The 17151-nt window shown below is 45.8% G+C and carries 10 protein-coding genes; 6 read left to right on the top strand and 4 right to left on the bottom strand.

Features of this window, described 5'->3' with window-relative positions; genetic code table 11:
* The first annotated feature begins 12 nt into the window (after positions 1 to 12).
* The 3 genes from EIH25_RS00270 (at position 13) to cls (ending at position 4027) form a co-directional block, all read left to right on the top strand.
* Complete coding sequence (locus EIH25_RS00270) at positions 13 to 1368, top strand: PFL family protein (RefSeq protein WP_124097943.1); 1356 nt, start codon at positions 13 to 15, stop codon at positions 1366 to 1368.
* Between the two features lie 74 nt (positions 1369 to 1442).
* The gene (locus tag EIH25_RS00275; RefSeq protein ID WP_124097944.1) at positions 1443 to 2306 is read left to right on the top strand and encodes a histidinol-phosphatase HisJ family protein; all 864 of its coding nucleotides are present in this window, start codon (positions 1443 to 1445) and stop codon (positions 2304 to 2306) included.
* A gap of 167 nt (positions 2307 to 2473) precedes the next feature.
* A complete protein-coding gene (gene cls / locus EIH25_RS00280; RefSeq protein ID WP_124097945.1) occupies positions 2474 to 4027 on the top strand; it encodes a cardiolipin synthase in 1554 nt (517 codons plus the stop codon).
* 250 nt (positions 4028 to 4277) lie between these two features.
* Here cls and EIH25_RS00285 read toward each other — a convergent pair whose 3' ends face one another.
* Positions 4278 to 6359 carry an elongation factor G gene (locus EIH25_RS00285; RefSeq protein ID WP_124097946.1) on the bottom strand — a complete coding sequence of 694 codons (2082 nt, stop codon included), beginning with the start codon at positions 6357 to 6359 and terminating at the stop codon, positions 4278 to 4280.
* A 557-nt stretch (positions 6360 to 6916) separates the two neighbouring features.
* On the opposite strand from EIH25_RS00285, the gene EIH25_RS00290 reads away from it, so the two are divergent.
* Positions 6917 to 8314, top strand: a complete 1398-nt coding sequence (locus tag EIH25_RS00290) for a sodium-dependent transporter (protein WP_347561926.1) — start codon at positions 6917 to 6919, stop codon at positions 8312 to 8314.
* A gap of 6 nt (positions 8315 to 8320) precedes the next feature.
* Here EIH25_RS00290 and EIH25_RS00295 read toward each other — a convergent pair whose 3' ends face one another.
* Together EIH25_RS00295 and EIH25_RS00300 are read right to left on the bottom strand one after the other, a co-directional pair.
* Positions 8321 to 9313: a biotin--[acetyl-CoA-carboxylase] ligase gene (locus EIH25_RS00295; protein WP_124097947.1), complete on the bottom strand. Its 993-nt coding sequence runs from the start codon at positions 9311 to 9313 to the stop codon at positions 8321 to 8323.
* Positions 9314 to 9537: 224 nt separating this feature from the next.
* Positions 9538 to 10344 carry a glycoside hydrolase family 25 protein gene (locus EIH25_RS00300; protein WP_164489111.1) on the bottom strand — a complete coding sequence of 269 codons (807 nt, stop codon included), beginning with the start codon at positions 10342 to 10344 and terminating at the stop codon, positions 9538 to 9540.
* A 175-nt stretch (positions 10345 to 10519) separates the two neighbouring features.
* Here EIH25_RS00300 and EIH25_RS00305 point away from each other — a divergent pair, with 175 nt between their 5' ends.
* Together EIH25_RS00305 and EIH25_RS00310 are read left to right on the top strand one after the other, a co-directional pair.
* Entirely contained in the window at positions 10520 to 11287 is a 768-nt protein-coding gene (locus EIH25_RS00305) for a DUF5131 family protein (protein WP_124097949.1), read from the top strand.
* A 297-nt stretch (positions 11288 to 11584) separates the two neighbouring features.
* Positions 11585 to 14002, top strand: a complete 2418-nt coding sequence (locus tag EIH25_RS00310) for a glycogen/starch/alpha-glucan phosphorylase (RefSeq protein ID WP_124097950.1) — start codon at positions 11585 to 11587, stop codon at positions 14000 to 14002.
* A gap of 122 nt (positions 14003 to 14124) precedes the next feature.
* Here EIH25_RS00310 and EIH25_RS00315 read toward each other — a convergent pair whose 3' ends face one another.
* On the bottom strand, positions 14125 to 17064 hold the full coding sequence (locus tag EIH25_RS00315) for a GGDEF domain-containing protein (protein WP_124097951.1): 2940 nt from the start codon (positions 17062 to 17064) through the stop codon (positions 14125 to 14127).
* Between the last annotated feature and the right edge of the window lie 87 nt (positions 17065 to 17151).

Consider the following 17151-nt stretch of genomic DNA (forward strand, 5'->3'; position numbering starts at 1 on the left):
AATGTTTGACCGATGATAAATACTTACGACGTGCTTGAAACAATACGCATGATTCAGGACGAGTGTCTTGATATACGCACCATTACCATGGGTATATCGCTTCTTGACTGTATAGACAGCGATATAGACAAGGCGTGTGAAAAGGTTTATAAAAAGATTACTCAGAAGGCTGAAAGGCTTGTTTCCGTAGGAGAGGAAATTGAAAAGGAATTCGGTATACCTATTATAAACAAGAGGATTTCCGTTACGCCTATCGCTATAGTTTCCGCCGCCTGCAAATGCTCGCCCGTTCCCTTCGCGAAGGCGATGGACAGAGCAGCCAAGGATGTGGGTGTAAACCTTATAGGAGGTTATACCGCGTTGGTGCAGAAGGGCTTCTCTGCCGGAGATATTGAACTTATAAAATCCATACCAGAGGCTCTGAGCTGTACCGAGAGAGTTTGCTCCTCAGTCAACGTCGGCTCTACCAAAACCGGAATCAATCTTGACGCCTGCAAAATGATGGGAAGGATAATCAAGGAGTGCGCGGAAAAAACTGTGGACAGCGCCTGCTTCGGAGCGGCTAAGCTGGTGGTGTTCTGCAACGCCGTTGAAGACAATCCTTTTATGGCGGGAGCATTCCATGGCGTAGGAGAGCCTGACTGCATGATAAATGTCGGAGTTTCAGGACCCGGCGTTGTTAGGGCTGCGCTTAAAAAGTATCCCGACGCCGACATTACCCAGATTGCAGACGTTATCAAGAAGATATCATACAAAATAACAAGGGTCGGACAGCTTGTGGGGGTTACCGCCTCTGAAAGACTGGGAGTGCCTTTCGGAATAGTAGATCTGTCGCTTGCGCCTACTCCCGCGGTCGGAGATTCGGTAGCTCATATACTGGAGGAAATAGGGCTTGAAAAATGCGGAACTCACGGCACTACAGCCGCTCTTGCCCTGCTTAACGACGCAGTCAAAAAGGGCGGAGTTATGGCCTGCTCCAGAATTGGCGGACTTTCAGGCGCGTTTATTCCTGTGTCGGAGGACGCCGGAATGATAGACGCTGCAAAATGCGGCGCGTTGTCTATAGAGAAGCTTGAAGCTATGACCGCGGTATGCTCCGTAGGTCTTGATATGATCGTTGTTCCCGGAGATACCGAGCCTGATACGCTTGCGGCAATTATTGCCGATGAGGCGGCTATCGGCATGGTAAACAGCAAGACCACCGCCGTAAGGGTTATTCCCGCTATCGGCAGGGAGGTCGGCGATGAGCTTGACTGGGGCGGACTTTTCGGCTGCGGACCGGTTATGCCGCTGAAAAAGGAATCGCCGTCTAAGTTTATCAACAGAGGCGGACAGATCCCCGCGCCGCTTCATTCTCTCAAAAACTGATTTTATGCGGCAGGCTGAGTCCTGCCGTTTTTGATGGAAAAACTTATGCTGCAACAGCTAGGAAAGGATTATATATGGATTATTCAAGGCTTATAGATCTGCATACTCATAGTTCTTTTTCACCCGACGGCGAGGCTCCGCCGGAGCTTATGCTTGAAAGAGCGGCGGAGCTTGGTCTGTCGGCATATGCCGTAACCGATCACTGCGACTGTAATTACTGGTATCCGGCTGACGGCTGTTCCGGCTCTTTGGATTTAAAGGACATTGAAATGTACGGCGCAGGACAGTATGCGTTGGAAAGCATTGCCGCGCAGAGCAGGCTGAAGGAGCTTTATAAGGACAGACTTAATTTTCTCTGCGGGATCGAGCTTGGTCAGCCGCTTCAAAGTCTGGAAAACGCGGAAAAGCTGGTATCCGACCCGAGGCTTGACTTTGTAATAGGCTCTCATCATCAGAATAAGGGACAGGACGATTTTTATTTGCTCAAGTATGACGAAATGGAGCTTAGCGGGATATATTCCTTGCTTGACGCATATTTCGGGGAAATGCTGGATATGTGCAGATGGGGAAAATTTGACGTTCTAGGTCACCTGACGTACCCTCTGAGATATATAGAGGGAGATTACGGAACAGCGCTTGATCTGGACAGATATGAGGAAATAATAAGAGAAATCTTCCGCGTTCTTATACAAAAAGGTAAGGGTATAGAGATAAATACTTCTGGTTTAAGACAGAAGTACGGAAGAACTTTTCCGACCCTTGAATATGTAAGGACATACCGTGAAATGGGCGGGGAGATACTGACCGTCGGCTCAGACGCGCACAGGGTAAGCGATCTGGCTGCGGGAACCGCCGCAGGGGCGGAGATTGCCAAAGCCGCTGGGTTCAGGTATCTGACCTACTTTAAGGAGAGAAAGGCTGTTTTTGAAAAGTTATAGCTGCGCCGAACGTGTATTTTTTCTTGAAATTGCGTGATGTATATTAGTTTCGCTTTAAACCAGCCGGGATTAATTATTTGTACTTGAAAAAATAATAACGCCGTGTTATAATAAACTTTAAAGATTCATAAAAGGAAAGTAAAAATAATTTCGGGAAAGGAAATCAGATGACGAAATTTTGGAAAAAGCTTGCGAATGTTGTTTTTTCACAGCGAACGACTATAATTCTGCTTCTGCTTGCGCAGGTTCTTTTTCTGCTGTTTACATTTTTTCAGCTCAGCGAACATTCAAGCGCGATTTATTATACGTTCACTGTTCTTGGACTCGCTCTGGCTGTGTATATTCTTAACAAGCCTCAGAATCCGGCATATAAGCTGGCTTGGATAATACCGCTGCTTGCCATACCCGTATTTGCTACGATCGCTTACTTTATACTGACAAATCAATACAGCACCAGGAGAGTAAGAAACGCTCATATAAAAAAATGCGCAAGTACAAAGCCCTATCTCAGACAGGATCAGGACGTCCTTACCGAGCTGGATATCGAGGACAAAAACGTTTACCGCCTTGCAAGGTATGTTGATAAATACGGCGGATATCCTATTTACAAGAATACCACGGTGGAATATTTCAGGGTAGGCGAGGAAAAATTCGCCGCTATGGTAAGAGAGCTGAAAAAAGCGGAGCATTTTATTTTTCTTGAGTATTTTATAATCGACCAGGGCGAAATGTGGGATGAGATACATCAGATACTCGTCGAAAAGGCAAAGCAGGGAGTAGAGGTAAGGCTGCTTTATGACGGAATGGGCTCTCAGCATCTTCTGCCTTTCAGATATGACAAAAAGCTTGAGGCTGAAGGCATTAGATGTCATGTTTTCAATCCGTTCAGACCAATGCTTTCGTCTATCCAGAATAACCGGGATCATCGGAAGATCTGCGTTATTGACGGTCATACCGCTTTCAACGGAGGCGTTAATCTCGCCGACGAATATATAAACCGCAAGGAGCGTTTCGGTCACTGGAAGGATACCGCGGTTATGATAAAGGGCGACGGAGTCTGGAATTTCACTATGATGTTTCTGCAGATGTGGGAAATCGTTGACGGAGAAGGGCTGGCTTCGGATTACGATCAGTTTCTTCCTGAAAATACCGACGAAATGCCGAAAAGCGCTCCCGGTTATGTTCTTCCCTACGGCGACTCGCCGCTGGATACCGAAAACGTAGGAGAGCTTGTTTATCTTGATATTATAAACAACGCCCGCGATTATATCTATATTACGACTCCCTACCTTATCCCCGACAACGAGATAGTTACGGCGCTTGGCTATGCGGCTAAAAGCGGAGTTGACGTAAGGCTTATCACTCCGGGAATACCCGATAAGTGGTATGTAAGATCAATTGCCAAATCCTATTACAAGGAGCTTATTGCGCTGGGAGTAAAGATATACGAATATAACGGCTTTATTCATGCCAAGAATTTTGTTTCCGACGATAAAACCGCGGTAGTCGGCACGATAAATCTTGATTACAGAAGCCTTTATCTTCATTTCGAGTGCGCTACATATATGTATAAGGTGCCGGCGGTCATGGAGGTAAAGGCGGACTTTCTCAATATCCTGGAAAAAAACTGTGTTGAAATCACCGTTCATGACTGTGCGGAGCGTTCTCTTTGGAGCAGAATGGTTTCAGCCGTGCTGAGGATATTCTCTCCTCTTTTATAACCTAGCGCCGATGACCCCCGCCTTCTTTAGAAGGCGTTCGCCTCTCTTAGGCGGCGTTGGCGCAGGCTGCTTCGTCGCAGCCGATGAAAAGCCACGCTTACATCGGGCTTTGCTCCGAATTAAAACGCCGAAGTCTGTTTCCGGTGATACGGACAGTATTCACATAATTATGCATATAATAATGTCTTTTGCCAAAAAAACGGACAGCTGACCTTTGTGAAAAAGGACGGCTGTCCGCTGTTGTTATAGCTTAGTCTATTCTGTTCTTGGCTATTACCTCCGCGACAAGGTTCGGGGGAAGCTGCTCATATCTTACGTGCTCTAGGGTAAATTCGCCTCTGCCCTGGGTCATCTGTCTGAGCGTAAGTGCGAAATCCTGCATTTCCGATTCGGGCACCTCTGCAATAACCTCGGTAAGTCCCTTGGTTTCAGAAGGGTTCATGCCTAAAACACGTCCTCTGCGCTTGTTGAGATCGCCCATTATATCGCCTGTGTTTTCGTCGGGAACAAGCACGCTGAGAGAGCCTATAGGTTCAAGCAGGGTAGGCTCAGCCTGAGGTATTCCGTCCTTATATGCGATGGAAGCCGCGGTTTTGAACGCCATTTCGGAAGAATCCACCGGATGATAGGAACCGTCCACAAGGATAGCTTTCAGACCAACCATAGGGAATCCTGCAAGAACGCCTTTCTTGACGCTTTCCTGAAGTCCCTTTTCGACGGCGGGGAAAAAGTTTCTCGGAACCGCTCCGCCGAATACTTTTTCCTCAAAAATAAGCTCGTCGCTTACGCAGGGCTCAAATTCGATCCATACGTCGCCGAACTGACCGTGTCCGCCCGACTGCTTTTTATGTCTGCCCTGAACCTTGATCTTCTTGCGTATGGTTTCTCTATAGGCGACCTTAGGAACGGTAACGTCCAGGTCAACGCCGAATTCATTTTTCAGCTTTTCAACGACCGAATCAAGATGAAGTCCGCCGAGAGTGCTTAAAATCATTTCATTTGTGTTGGGGTCCTGTTTATAGGAAATTGTGAGATCCTCCTCAAGCAGCTTGGAAACGGCGTTTGAAATCTTGCTTTCGTCGCCCTGTCCTTTAGCCTTTACCGCCATCCTGTAGCAGGGCTTGGGGAACTCTATGGCGGCGAATCTGACCGACCTTGACGGGTCGCAGATGGTATCGTTAGTATTTACGCTCATTTTCATAGCGGCGGCTATATCTCCGCACACTACCTGAGCGGCTTCGGTTTGCTTTTTGCCCATAAGAGTGACAAGCTTTCCGACCTTTTCGGTATTTCCGGAAGTTGAGTTCAGCACTTCCTTGTTGGGCGATAAGGTTCCTGAGAAAACCTTTAAAAATGACATTTTTCCTACGAACGGGTCGGATACGGTTTTGAATACGAACGCCGACATCGGATCGCTTTCGGAGCAGGCGATCTCGACTGGCTTGCCGTCGGCGTCTTCAGCCGTGACGGAAGCGTTTTCAGCCTGATGCGGCAGCAGCAGGGATATTTCCTTCAGCAGCATATCCACTCCCGACAGATCGGAGGAGGAAACGCAGGTTACCGGAGTGATTATTCCTTCGTTCATTCCCTTATGTATTCCGTCGATAAGCTCCTTCTGAGTGAATGGCTCGCCGGAGAAGAATTTTTCAAACAGCTCCTCGTCCGTTTCGGCTACCGCCTCGGAAACGGCTTCTATAAGTCCGTCGATACGGTACTCCATCTTTTCCGAAACCTCTGCCGTAGGCATATCGGTTTCTACGGCGTTGCCCTTGTCGTCGTATTTATAGGCTTTCATTTCAATGAGGTTTACATATGAAACTATCTTTCTGTCCGCGATAACGGGAACCACTACCGGGCAGACGGTAGGACCGAATTCCGCCTTGAGCTGAGTAAGCACGTTATTGAAGTTCGCGTTGTCGTCGTCAAGCTTGGTTACGACGAACATGGTGGGTTTTCCGTATTTTTTCGCGGCGTCGTAAGCCTTGTGAGTTCCTACTTTGACTCCTGATTTTCCGGAAACGGTGATCATTACCGAGCCGCCGGCATAGATTCCCTCCAGCATTTCTCCTGCAAAGTCAAAAAGTCCGGGGGTGTCGAGCAGATTAATTTTAAATCCGTCCCTTTCAAAGGAGGACAGAGAAGTATAAAGAGAGCATTTTCTTTTTATTTCTTCTGCGGTAAAATCGGAAACGGTATTGCCGTCGGCAACCTTTCCCAGTCTGTCAGACGCTCCGCTCTTATACAGCAAAGCTTCGGCAAGCGAAGTTTTTCCCGATCCGGCATGACCTGCAATGGCGATGTTTTTAATTTTCGTGCTGTCGTAGTTTTTCAATTCAGTTCTCTCCTTATGTTATATGATTTGCAGATATATGTACTAATTACACAATAAAATTCAAACTGCATGGTATAATTATATACTATTTTCACATAAAACGCAACCCCTATTTCAAAAAAAACCTTCGTTATTATAAACAAAAAAGGATAACGTCATAAAGCAATATGCATAATCTGTTTTTTAACGCTTAATAGCAGCGGCATATTTTCGCCTCTGACGAGGCATTATAACTACTGCTTATTGTATGATATATATAAATATCACACGGCAAATACAGCCGTAAGCTTTGCTTTCAGCTGTCGTAAAGCATTGCAGACAGCGGAGGTAAAAAATCAGAAGTGATTTTTGTATACTTTTTTATGCGTCAGACTGTTGTTTTCATAAGAAAAATATGTTATTATTAATGACAAGATTATATAAAAGCCGTTTTGTTTGCGTAAGAATGGCCGTATTACAGGTTTATGCGTTTTTACAGCTGTTTATGCGGCGCCATTAAAAGCTCGGTCGGACCCGGACGCTATCCTTTAGGCAATCTGCGGCTTTGGCGGGCAAAATTGAAGCTATATGCCTGTCCGAAAGACGAAAATAATAGTGAAAGAGAGTATGAAAATATGGACGACAAGAAAACCGGTTTTACGAGCAAGCTGGGGTTTGTATTCGCGGCCGCCGGCTCTGCGGTAGGTCTGGGGAACATATGGAGATTCCCTTATCTTGCGGCAAAGTACGGAGGAGGAATATTCCTGCTTGTTTATATTGTTCTTGCAGTCACCTTTGGCTTTTCGCTTATGGTGACCGAAATCGCTATCGGCAGAAAAACAGGAAAAAGCGCGGTAAAGGCGTTTGCTTCGCTTGACAGGAGATTTTCCTTTATCGGCTATATAGCCTCCGCCGTCCCTATAATAATTTTTCCCTATTACTGCGTAATAGGAGGGTGGGTAATAAAATACCTGACGATATATTTTACCGGTCAGGGCGCGGAGGCCGCGGCGGACGGATATTTTGATGGGTTTATCAGTTCTCCGGTTTCTCCTATAGTTTTTACCTGCATTTTTATTTTTCTTACCGCTGTTGTAGTGCTGATGGGAGTGCAGAAGGGAATTGAAAAGGTAAGTACCGTCATGATGCCGGTGCTTGTCCTGCTTTCCATAGGCATAGCGGTATACAGTCTTACCATCGACGGCGCGTGGGAGGGCTTCATATACTATATAAAGCCTAATTTTTCAGATTTTTCGATAAAAACCGTAGTGGCGGCTATGGGTCAGCTTTTCTATTCAATGTCCCTGGCTATGGGAATAATGATTACCTACGGATCATATATGCGGAGAGAGGATAATCTTGAAGGCTCGGTGCGTCAGATAGAAATATTTGACACTGCCGTAGCTTTCTTTTCGGGAATGATGATAATTCCGGCTGTGTACGCTTTTTCCGGCGGCGACAAGGACGCTCTTAATCAGGGTGCTGGACTTATGTTTGTTACTCTGCCTAAGGTTTTTGACACCATGTACGGCGGAAAGCTCGTAGCCGCGGTATTCTTCGTTCTTGTCCTGCTGGCGGCGCTTACGTCGTCGATATCGCTTATGGAAACTATAGTGTCGATATTCAGCGATAAGCTCAAGGTGAAACGCTGGGTGATCTGCGTCTGCGTAATGCTGATATCCGCGGAGGTGGCGGTTCCGTCCTCTCTCGGATACGGAATCTGGTCTGACGTCAAGCTTCTCGGGCGTTCAATTCTTGATTTCTTTGATTTTATCAGCAACAATATAATGATGCCGATAACCGCTTTGCTTACCTGTATTTTCGTGGCGTTTGTCATAAAGCCCAAGACGATAGAGGACGAGGTGGAGCGCACGGAAAATTTCAGGTCGAAAAAGCTTTACAGAATAATGATATCCTTCGTCTGTCCTGTATTTCTTGTAGTTATTCTTATTTCATCGGTTATAGGCTATGTTTAAGCAGGCTTAAGGCTTCTGCGGAGGAAGCGGCTTTATGCTGACTTCTCCTGAGGAGAGAGCCTGTTCGGTCCCGTCTTTAAACCTTACCAGAAGCCTCGCCCTGTCGTCTATTCCCAGCACATGACACGGCTTGGTTTCATCCTTGAACAGCGCGAATACGTCTTTCCCCGTAAGCATTGAACGGCGGCGGTATTCGTCAAGTATCTCGTCAGATAAAAAGCCGTCGGGGAGAGCGGAGAGCTCCCGCAGTATTTCGGCGGCAAGACGATTCCTGAGATTCCCCGTTTTGCCGCTGCTGAAAACGGAGGCGGCAACATCCGAAAGCTCCGGCGGAAAATCTCCATCGGGAGGCGTGATATTAACGCCTATTCCCAGTACGGCGTATTCAAGGCCGCCGCTTTCAAAATCCAGCGCCGCTTCGGTAAGGATTCCGCAGACCTTTCTGCCGTCAAGATAAATGTCGTTTACCCATTTTATCCGCGCTTTTCGTTCGTGATTACAGCAGGTTTCTATCGCGCGGGAAACGGCTACCGCCGCAGAGGTGGTTATAAAAAGCGCGTCCTGAATATTCATCTGCGGGCGAAGCACTACCGAAAGGTACAATCCGCTGTCGGGAGGGGAATAAAAGCTTCTGCCGAGCCTGCCCTTTCCGGCGGTCTGCTGTCGGGCGATAAGAACGTAGCCTTCCCTGCAGCCCTGCTGCGCAAGCTTCTTTAAAATCGTGTTGGTGGAAGTAACGCTGTCCTCAACGTGAATAGAGTAATCGGACTTGCCTAAGATCGCTTCAACTCCCTGAACGGTCAGGCTGTTTTCGTTTTCGGGAATAAAATAGCCGCTGTTTCTTGCCGCTTCTATGCCTATTCCGCTGCTTCTCAGCTCTTCTACGGCTTTCCAGACCGCGTTTCTTGAAACCTTCAGCTGCTTTGCGGTTTGTGAGCCTGAAACAGGCCTGCCTCTGTTGTCCTCAAGTATTTTCAGTATTTTTTCTTTCAGCTTCATATTCCTGTCTCCGTTTCACGATGAATATGGTCATAATATTTGCGCCTGCGGCAAAAAAACTGTTGCCTTTTTAGGCGTTTTCTTAATTATATCACGTTAGCGGTATTATTTCAATATGTGTGAAGGTTTGTTTAATTACGCTGACGGCAGATAAGTAAAGCGTATGCTTTCTCAGTTTACTGAGAGAAAACATACGCAAGACCAAGGCTTTGATAATCCTGCTGTCACAGCTTAACGGAGTCTGTCGATTTCATTTGAGAAATGATTTCCGGATAATTTTTCAGTGAAACGTCAAGATCGCAGCCGCCTTTTATTCCCTCGACCTGTCCTCGGAACGAGTACTGATGGATTCCATAGCTTATGGAAGGCGTTGCTCCAATATCCGCTGCCCAGATATCATATTTTCTCAGTACGCTTTCGTCCAGCAGGCTTGTAAGAAAGCTTTCATAGGAATAGATCATAGCGTAATACCCTGCGGACTGGATACGCGAGCAAAAAGCCTCGGCAATTGCCGAAACACGTTCTTTGCCCAGACGAGCCTGAGAGCGTTCCTCTATATCCAGCGCTACGGGATACCTCAGATCTTTCCCTCTTATAAGCTCCAGCATGAAGTCTGCTTCGGCTGCCGCCTCTTGTTCGTTAAGAGCCAGCGAGTAAAGATATGCTCCGACTGGTATGCCGGCTTTTACCGCTTCACGGTAATTTTCCTCAAACCTGTCGTCCCGTTCCAGGCCGTAAGCTGCTCTCAGCATTGCAAAATGTCTGTTCCGGCTGCTTTTCACCCTGTTCCACTCTATTACTCCCTGCCAGGAGGACACGTCGATTCCATAAAATCTTCCTTCTTCGCGTCCGGTATTGAAGTCCTCTTTTATTTCGCCGCGCTTTCTGCATATTTCGTCGGCGTGAGTCCGTGAAAACTCTTCAAGAAATTCTTTTGAAAGCCCCGTTGACGCTTCGATATTAGAAATAAGCGAGCCTTTGGCAAAGGCGTGTATAAGCTGTCTTTCTGTTTCAGACGTCAGTTGTGCCAAAATAAATCACCCCCTTGTCATTGTATGCGGTTATAAAAATGGCTGTTCATATTATAAGCCTTTCTCAGGCGCGGGTATGTCTGCTGAACGCGCAGCTGCGCGAATATTTGTTCTTGACGTATCAAGAAAGCTGTGTTATAATAGACTTATAATTCAGGCAGTGAGGCGAAATAACATGAACGTTACCTGGAATCCATGGCACGGCTGTCATAAAATAAGCACCGGCTGTCAGAACTGCTACGTCTACCGTCAGGACGCAAGATATGAAAGGGACAGCTCGCGGGTCGTAAAGAACAAGACCTTTTATCTTCCGGTCGAGAAGAACCGCAGGGGAGAGTATAAGCTGAACCGCGAGGGAGACGGGATAGTTTATCTTTGCTTTTCCAGCGATTTTTTCCTGGAGGACGCCGACGGCTGGAGAGATGAATGCTGGAGAATGATAAGGCAGCGCGGCGATCTTGACTTTCTTTTTATAACCAAAAGAATACACCGTTTTTATGAGTGTATTCCTGACGACTGGGGAGAAGGCTACGATAACGTGCATATCTGCTGTACCTGTGAAAATCAGGACAGGGCGGATTTCAGGCTTCCGATTTTTCTTGCGGCGCCGATAAAAAAGAAGTCGGTGATATGCGAGCCTCTGCTTGAGGAAATAGACCTTTCCGCCTATCTCGGCTCCGGTATATCAGAGGTTATAGCCGGCGGGGAATCAGGGTATTATGCAAGGCCCTGCCGTTATGAATGGATATTGTCTATCAGAAGCCAGTGCGTCGAAGCGGGCGTGTCCTTTTATTTCAAGCAGACGGGAGCAAAATTTATCAAGGATAACCGGCTTTATAATATCCCGAGAAAGCTTCAGCACAGTCAGGCAGAAAAAGCGGGAATAAACGTAAGCTTCCGGCAGTCTGACGCGCAGCGTGATCAACAGCTCATATTTGAATAAGGGTTATGTGTTGTGATAATTGTTAAAAAAGTTTTGCTTGATTAATTGTACGATGTGTAATTTTACGAATTATGCATACTACACAATTTTTCTACTTGACATTTGTACAAAAACACCATATAATAGTATATATAAACATAATAAAAGCATTGAAAACGTTTAGGTATAATAATTTTATGTATTCACAGCGGGTTGATGAAAACCTGCAATAATTATTGTATAATTAATGTGATTCACAGCTTTTGCATTGTCTGAACGCAATGCATAGGCGTATACTTTTTTTGGAGGTAAAATAATATGGCAAAATCCAATACGGCGGGAAGCAAAACTATCACAAAGGATGAGCTTAAAAAGCAGTTTGTCGACATTCTGCACAATGATTTCCAGACTACTCCGGACGACGCTTCCGATCAGCAGGTTTACGAAGCGCTGACCAAGATCGTGGTGGGTATTCTCAAGGCAAAGCGCCGCCATTTTACAGTTAAGACCCATTCCGCGGGAAAGAAAAAGGTTTATTATCTTTCGATGGAATTTCTTATGGGGCGTTCCTTGAAAACGAGCCTTTACAACCTTGAAATGATAAACGAAACGACTCAGATGCTGAAGGATTTCGGCATCTCGATTAACGGTATATATGAGTGCGAGCCTGACGCGGGTCTTGGAAACGGAGGACTGGGACGGCTTGCCGCCTGCTACCTTGACGCTCTTGCCGCAGACGGCTATCACGCTACTGGATATTCTATCTGCTATGAGTACGGAATTTTTAAACAGAAGCTTGACGAGGGCTGGCAGACTGAGCTGCCTGATAACTGGCTGCCGGGCGGTTCGGCATGGCTCGTTCCTGTTCCGAGCAAGGCTGTCGAGGTGCGCTTTGACGGAGATTTAAAGGAATACTGGGATAATCAGTATCATTGCGTGACCCATGAGAATTACACTTCGGTCATGGCGGTTCCCTACGATCTGTTTGTTTCCGGCTACGGAAGCGAGGCTGTTTCAAAGCTCAGACTCTGGAAGGCTGAGGTTCCGTCCTTTGATATGACAATGTTCAATAAGGGCGATTATTCAAAGGCGCTGGGTCTTAATATTATGTCGCAGGCAATAACCAAGGTGCTTTATCCAAACGACAATCATGCCGAGGGAAAATCTCTGCGTTTAAGACAGCAGTATTTCCTGTGCGCCGCCTCCATAGGCGATATTGTCAATCAGCATATGGGTGTTTACGGCACTCTTGACAATCTCCATGAAAAGGTCGCTATCCATATAAACGATACGCATCCGACTCTTGCGATACCGGAGCTTATGAGAGTTCTGCTTGACGACTGCGGATATTCGTGGGATAAGGCATGGCATATCGTTCAGAATACCTTTGCCTATACTAACCACACCGTAATGCCTGAGGCTCTGGAAAAGTGGGACTGCAACCTGCTTAAGAGCGTAACGCCGAGAATTTTTGCCATTATTATAGAGATCAACGAGAGATACTGCCGTCAGCTTTGGGAAAAATACGGCGACGAGGCGAAGGTATCGAGAATGTCTATCGTTGAGAACAACAAGGTCAAGATGGCTACTCTCTGCGTTCATGCCTGCCACCATGTAAACGGCGTTGCAAAGATACATTCGGAGATAATCAAAAAGGAAACCTTTAAGGACGAATATGAGTATACTCCTGAAAAGTTTACCAACGTCACTAACGGTATAGCCTACAGAAGATGGCTTTATCAGTCCAACGAGGGGCTTACCTCGCTGCTGAAAGAGAAGATAGGAAGCGGTTTTCTCAAGGACGCTTCACAGCTTGCGAAGCTTAACAGCTATAAGGACGACAAGGAGATCCTCGAGCGCCTTGCCTCCATTAAGCTTGATAATAAAAACAGATTTGCCAAATACGTTAAAAATGAGTACGGAGTCGTGCTCAATACAAGCTCGATCTTCGATGTACAGGTAAAGCGTCTGCACGAATACAAGCGTCAGCAGCTTAACGCGCTGAATATAATTGCCGAATACAACTATCTCAAGGCTAATCCTGACGCCGACTATACTCCGAAGACCTATATATTTGCGGCAAAGGCTGCTCCGGGATATTATATGGCAAAGCAGATCATCAAGCTTATCTGGAATATTTCCCAGGAGCTTAAAAAGGACAAAAAGCTGAATGAGAAGCTTAACGTGATCTTTCTTGAGGATTACTGCGTAACTCTTTCAGAGATCCTTATGCCTGCCGCCGATATTTCCGAGCAGATCTCGCTGGCAGGAACGGAGGCTTCCGGTACAGGCAATATGAAGCTTATGATAAACGGAGCGGTGACGCTTGGAACAATGGACGGAGCCAACGTTGAGATTCATGAGCAGGTAGGGGACGACAACATTATTATATTCGGTATGACCGTAGACGAGGTAAACGCCAGAAAGCCCGGATATAATCCAATGGATATCTACAACTCAAACGCCGTGGTAAGGGAAGCTGTAGACAGGCTTCAGAGCGGGATCAACGGCGAGCAGTTCGGAGAGATCGCCGGCTCGCTCAAGAATGCCGATACCTATATGGCTCTTGCGGACTTTGATTCCTATCAGCAGGCTCAGAAATACGCTTCAGAGTGTTATAACGACAGAATGAAGTGGCAGAAAATGTCCCTTGTCAACATTGCAAACGCCGGTATTTTCTCGGCTGACCGTTCGGTCGAGGATTACGCCCGCGATATCTGGGGACTTAAAAAATAATATCAAAAATTGTTGCTGTATGCAGGTAAAACTAATAATAAGCGGGCGGTCACAAACGTCCCTACATTCCGTAGGGGTCGGCTGTGACCGCCCGCTGCGCTGTAATTACAGCTATGAGGCTTTTATTTTTCCCTGTAAACGTATGCGCTGCCTTTCCGGCGCTTTTTCTTCACTTTATAAAGAGCCTTGTCGGCGTTGCGGTATGCTTCGTCAAAGCGGTCGTGAGGAGGCAGAGAGAAAGCTATCCCTATGCTTACGGAGATTTCCGCGCCGCTGTCGTTTATTGATTTTATTTTTTTCAAAACCGAGTCCGCCCATTCTGCGGCGTATTTTTCCGACGGGATATCGGCAAGGTATACCAGAAACTCGTCGCCGCCGAACCGCACGATAGAATCTTTTTCGGAGCATTGAGCGGAAATTATACGGCTTATTTCCTTTAGCCATTTATCCCCCTCATAGTGACCGTAAGAGTCGTTGATGTTTTTGAAGTTGTCAACGTCGATCATGCAGACAGCGTGCTCCGAATTTGAATACTTTTCAGCCCGGAGCGAGTTTTCAATTTTCGGCATCGCGCTTCTGTTCATGGCGTTGGTGAGATAGTCGTGCGCCGCAAGCTCGCTGACCTTTTTATATTCTACCTCAGACGTCACATTCTTTGCAAGAACGATTATTTTCTGAGGTACGGAGTCCCGTATAAATATGGCGCTGCTTTCCATCCACGTTACCTCAGGAGTGTTTTTAAGACGGTATTTTACAGAAACTGTATCTCCGAGAGCAGGGTTTTCGTTAAATTTTTTAAGGTTATCAATACTGAATACAGCGTTCAGCTTGGGTATATCCTCCGGCTCAATTTCGTTTTGTATCATTCGCGTATAAGCGGACTCGTAATTTCCCGATTTATTTACGCCGTAATATTCCTTCTTTCTTAAGGCAAGCTGACGGTAAGTAAAAGAGGGAAGCGTTATTTCGGTTATGACGTCGATAGTATGTCCGAGAATACGGGAAACCGAGAGCAAAGAAAGCTCTGTTTCCGCGGTATACGGGTCGGCTATGCATACGAGCGTATTGCTGCTGCCGCCGGTTTCCAGTAAAAATATATAAAACCGTATAGTCCTGAAAGGCTTTCCGTTTTCAAGCAGAGTAACGGAAACATTTTCAACACCTGATTTTTGCTCCATGACCGCTTTGCACGCGTTCAGCAATGAATCCTTGGAGCTTTCGGCTATATAGCTGAGAAGCTCAGGCCTTCCGGCGCTGTGCTTGTGAGGGTCGATTTTAGTGAGCTTGGTAAACGCGTAATTGCAGCGGCTTATAATAAGGCTTCCGTCTTGGATTTCCATAGACGCGGCGGCAAAATTTGTTTCTTTAATAATCTCCTTGCCGTCAATATTGCCGCTGTTGCGGTAAATGCCGTTTGTATCTATTTCAACGGCGCCATTTGCTATCTTTTCAGCGAACTGCTGCGCAGGCATAGGCTTATAGTAATAAAAGCCCTGTGCATACCGGCAGCTGGCGTTGGTCAGAAATGAGATCTGGTTTTTTGCTTCAACGCCCTCTGCAATGACCGCCAGTTTCAGCTTGTCCATCATCTGAAGAACGGCCTGCAAAATAATACGGCTTTTGTTTTTGCTGTCGGGAGCGCTCCAGTTTTTCAGGAAGTTCATATCAAGCTTAATAATATCTATATTATAGCTTTTAAGTGAGTTAAGCGAGGAATAACCGCTGCCGAAATCATCCATGATTATCGTATAGCCGCTGTCTTTCAGCTTGGTAAACGTTGCGCGGAGATTCTGTATACCGTCTGTGTAGGTGCTTTCCGTAATTTCAATTTGTATAAGCTTTTTTGGAATATCATATTTTTCTGTAATACCGCATATTTTTTCGTACAGGTTTTCATAATAAAAGCTCAGTCCTGAGAAATTTACCGAAAAAGGCGGAGGATTGAGTCCTCTGTCAAGCAGCTCCCTTATATATCGGCAGGTTTCCTCCAGTATATAAAGGTCGATCCGGCGGATATACCCCGTCCGCTCCATTGCCGGAATAAAATCTGCCGGGCTAAGCAGTCCTTTCTTGGGATGATCCCACCTTATCAGAACTTCCGCGCCGACGATCTTTTCGCTGGTCATGTCAACCTGAGGCTGTGTATAAAGCACAAATTCCTTGTTTTCAAAAGCGCGTTCAATTTCGCTGATATATATCTGTTCCTCAAGTATACGGCTGTAAATGTTCTTTCCGTAAAACGCTATTTTAGAAGAGGAGTCTGTTTTTATCGAATTGGCTGCGATCTTTGCCCTGTCGATTATTTTCATTGCCGGCATAGACGGGTTTTCGACTATGTACGCTCCGATATTAAAGCTTATTTTATCCGGGAATTTATACTCTTTGATCCAGATGTCAAGCAGGTGCTGCAAGCTGAAAATAAACTCGGATTCCTTTGAGTTGATGAATATAAGCAGATCGGCGTCAAAGCGTCCGGTAATTGCCTGCTTTGTTTCCGTCATATTTATTATTTTCTGTTCAATAAAGCAGATAAGATCGTCTATTTTGGCGGCCCCGTATATTTCGTTTAAGATTTTTATCCTCTCTATGTCAATGCACAGTATTTCAAAGCTTTCGTTTTTACAGGAGGACAGCCAGTATTCCATGCGCGAAATGAACCGTTCCATTTTGTACATTTTATAGGAGTAATTCAGTCTTACTTTTTCAACGCCGGCATATCTTTTAAGCGTATTATGTATTCTGAGCATAAAGATCCTGTCTGAAACAGGCTCGGCAATAGGTTCGGTTATTCCGTAGAAAAGCAGCTTCCCTATAGGGTCGTCGTAATCGTACATATCGTTTTCGCTGACTATGACGATAACAGGCAGATTAAGAGTAGAGGTGATTCTGTTGTCGATTCTGTAAAGAATGGCTTTATAAGATGAAAGAATAAATTTTGCACTTTTGTATTCGTCACCGAACGTGTTGCCGGCAGGAACGCGGATAATATTGTACTCGCTTTTAAGAAGCTGAGCATATCTGTCAATTTCGTTTTCAACAGAGCATAGTATTACGTCCTGCATGGCTTTTCACGTCCTTTAAAAATTATACTTATTTCATTATATCATAATTATTTGAAATCTTCAACCTTTTTTTGCGATTTTTACAGA

Origin of the sequence: Ruminococcus sp. Marseille-P6503, from assembly GCF_900604945.1 — a bacterium.
GTDB lineage: Bacteria > Bacillota > Clostridia > Oscillospirales > Ruminococcaceae > FB2012.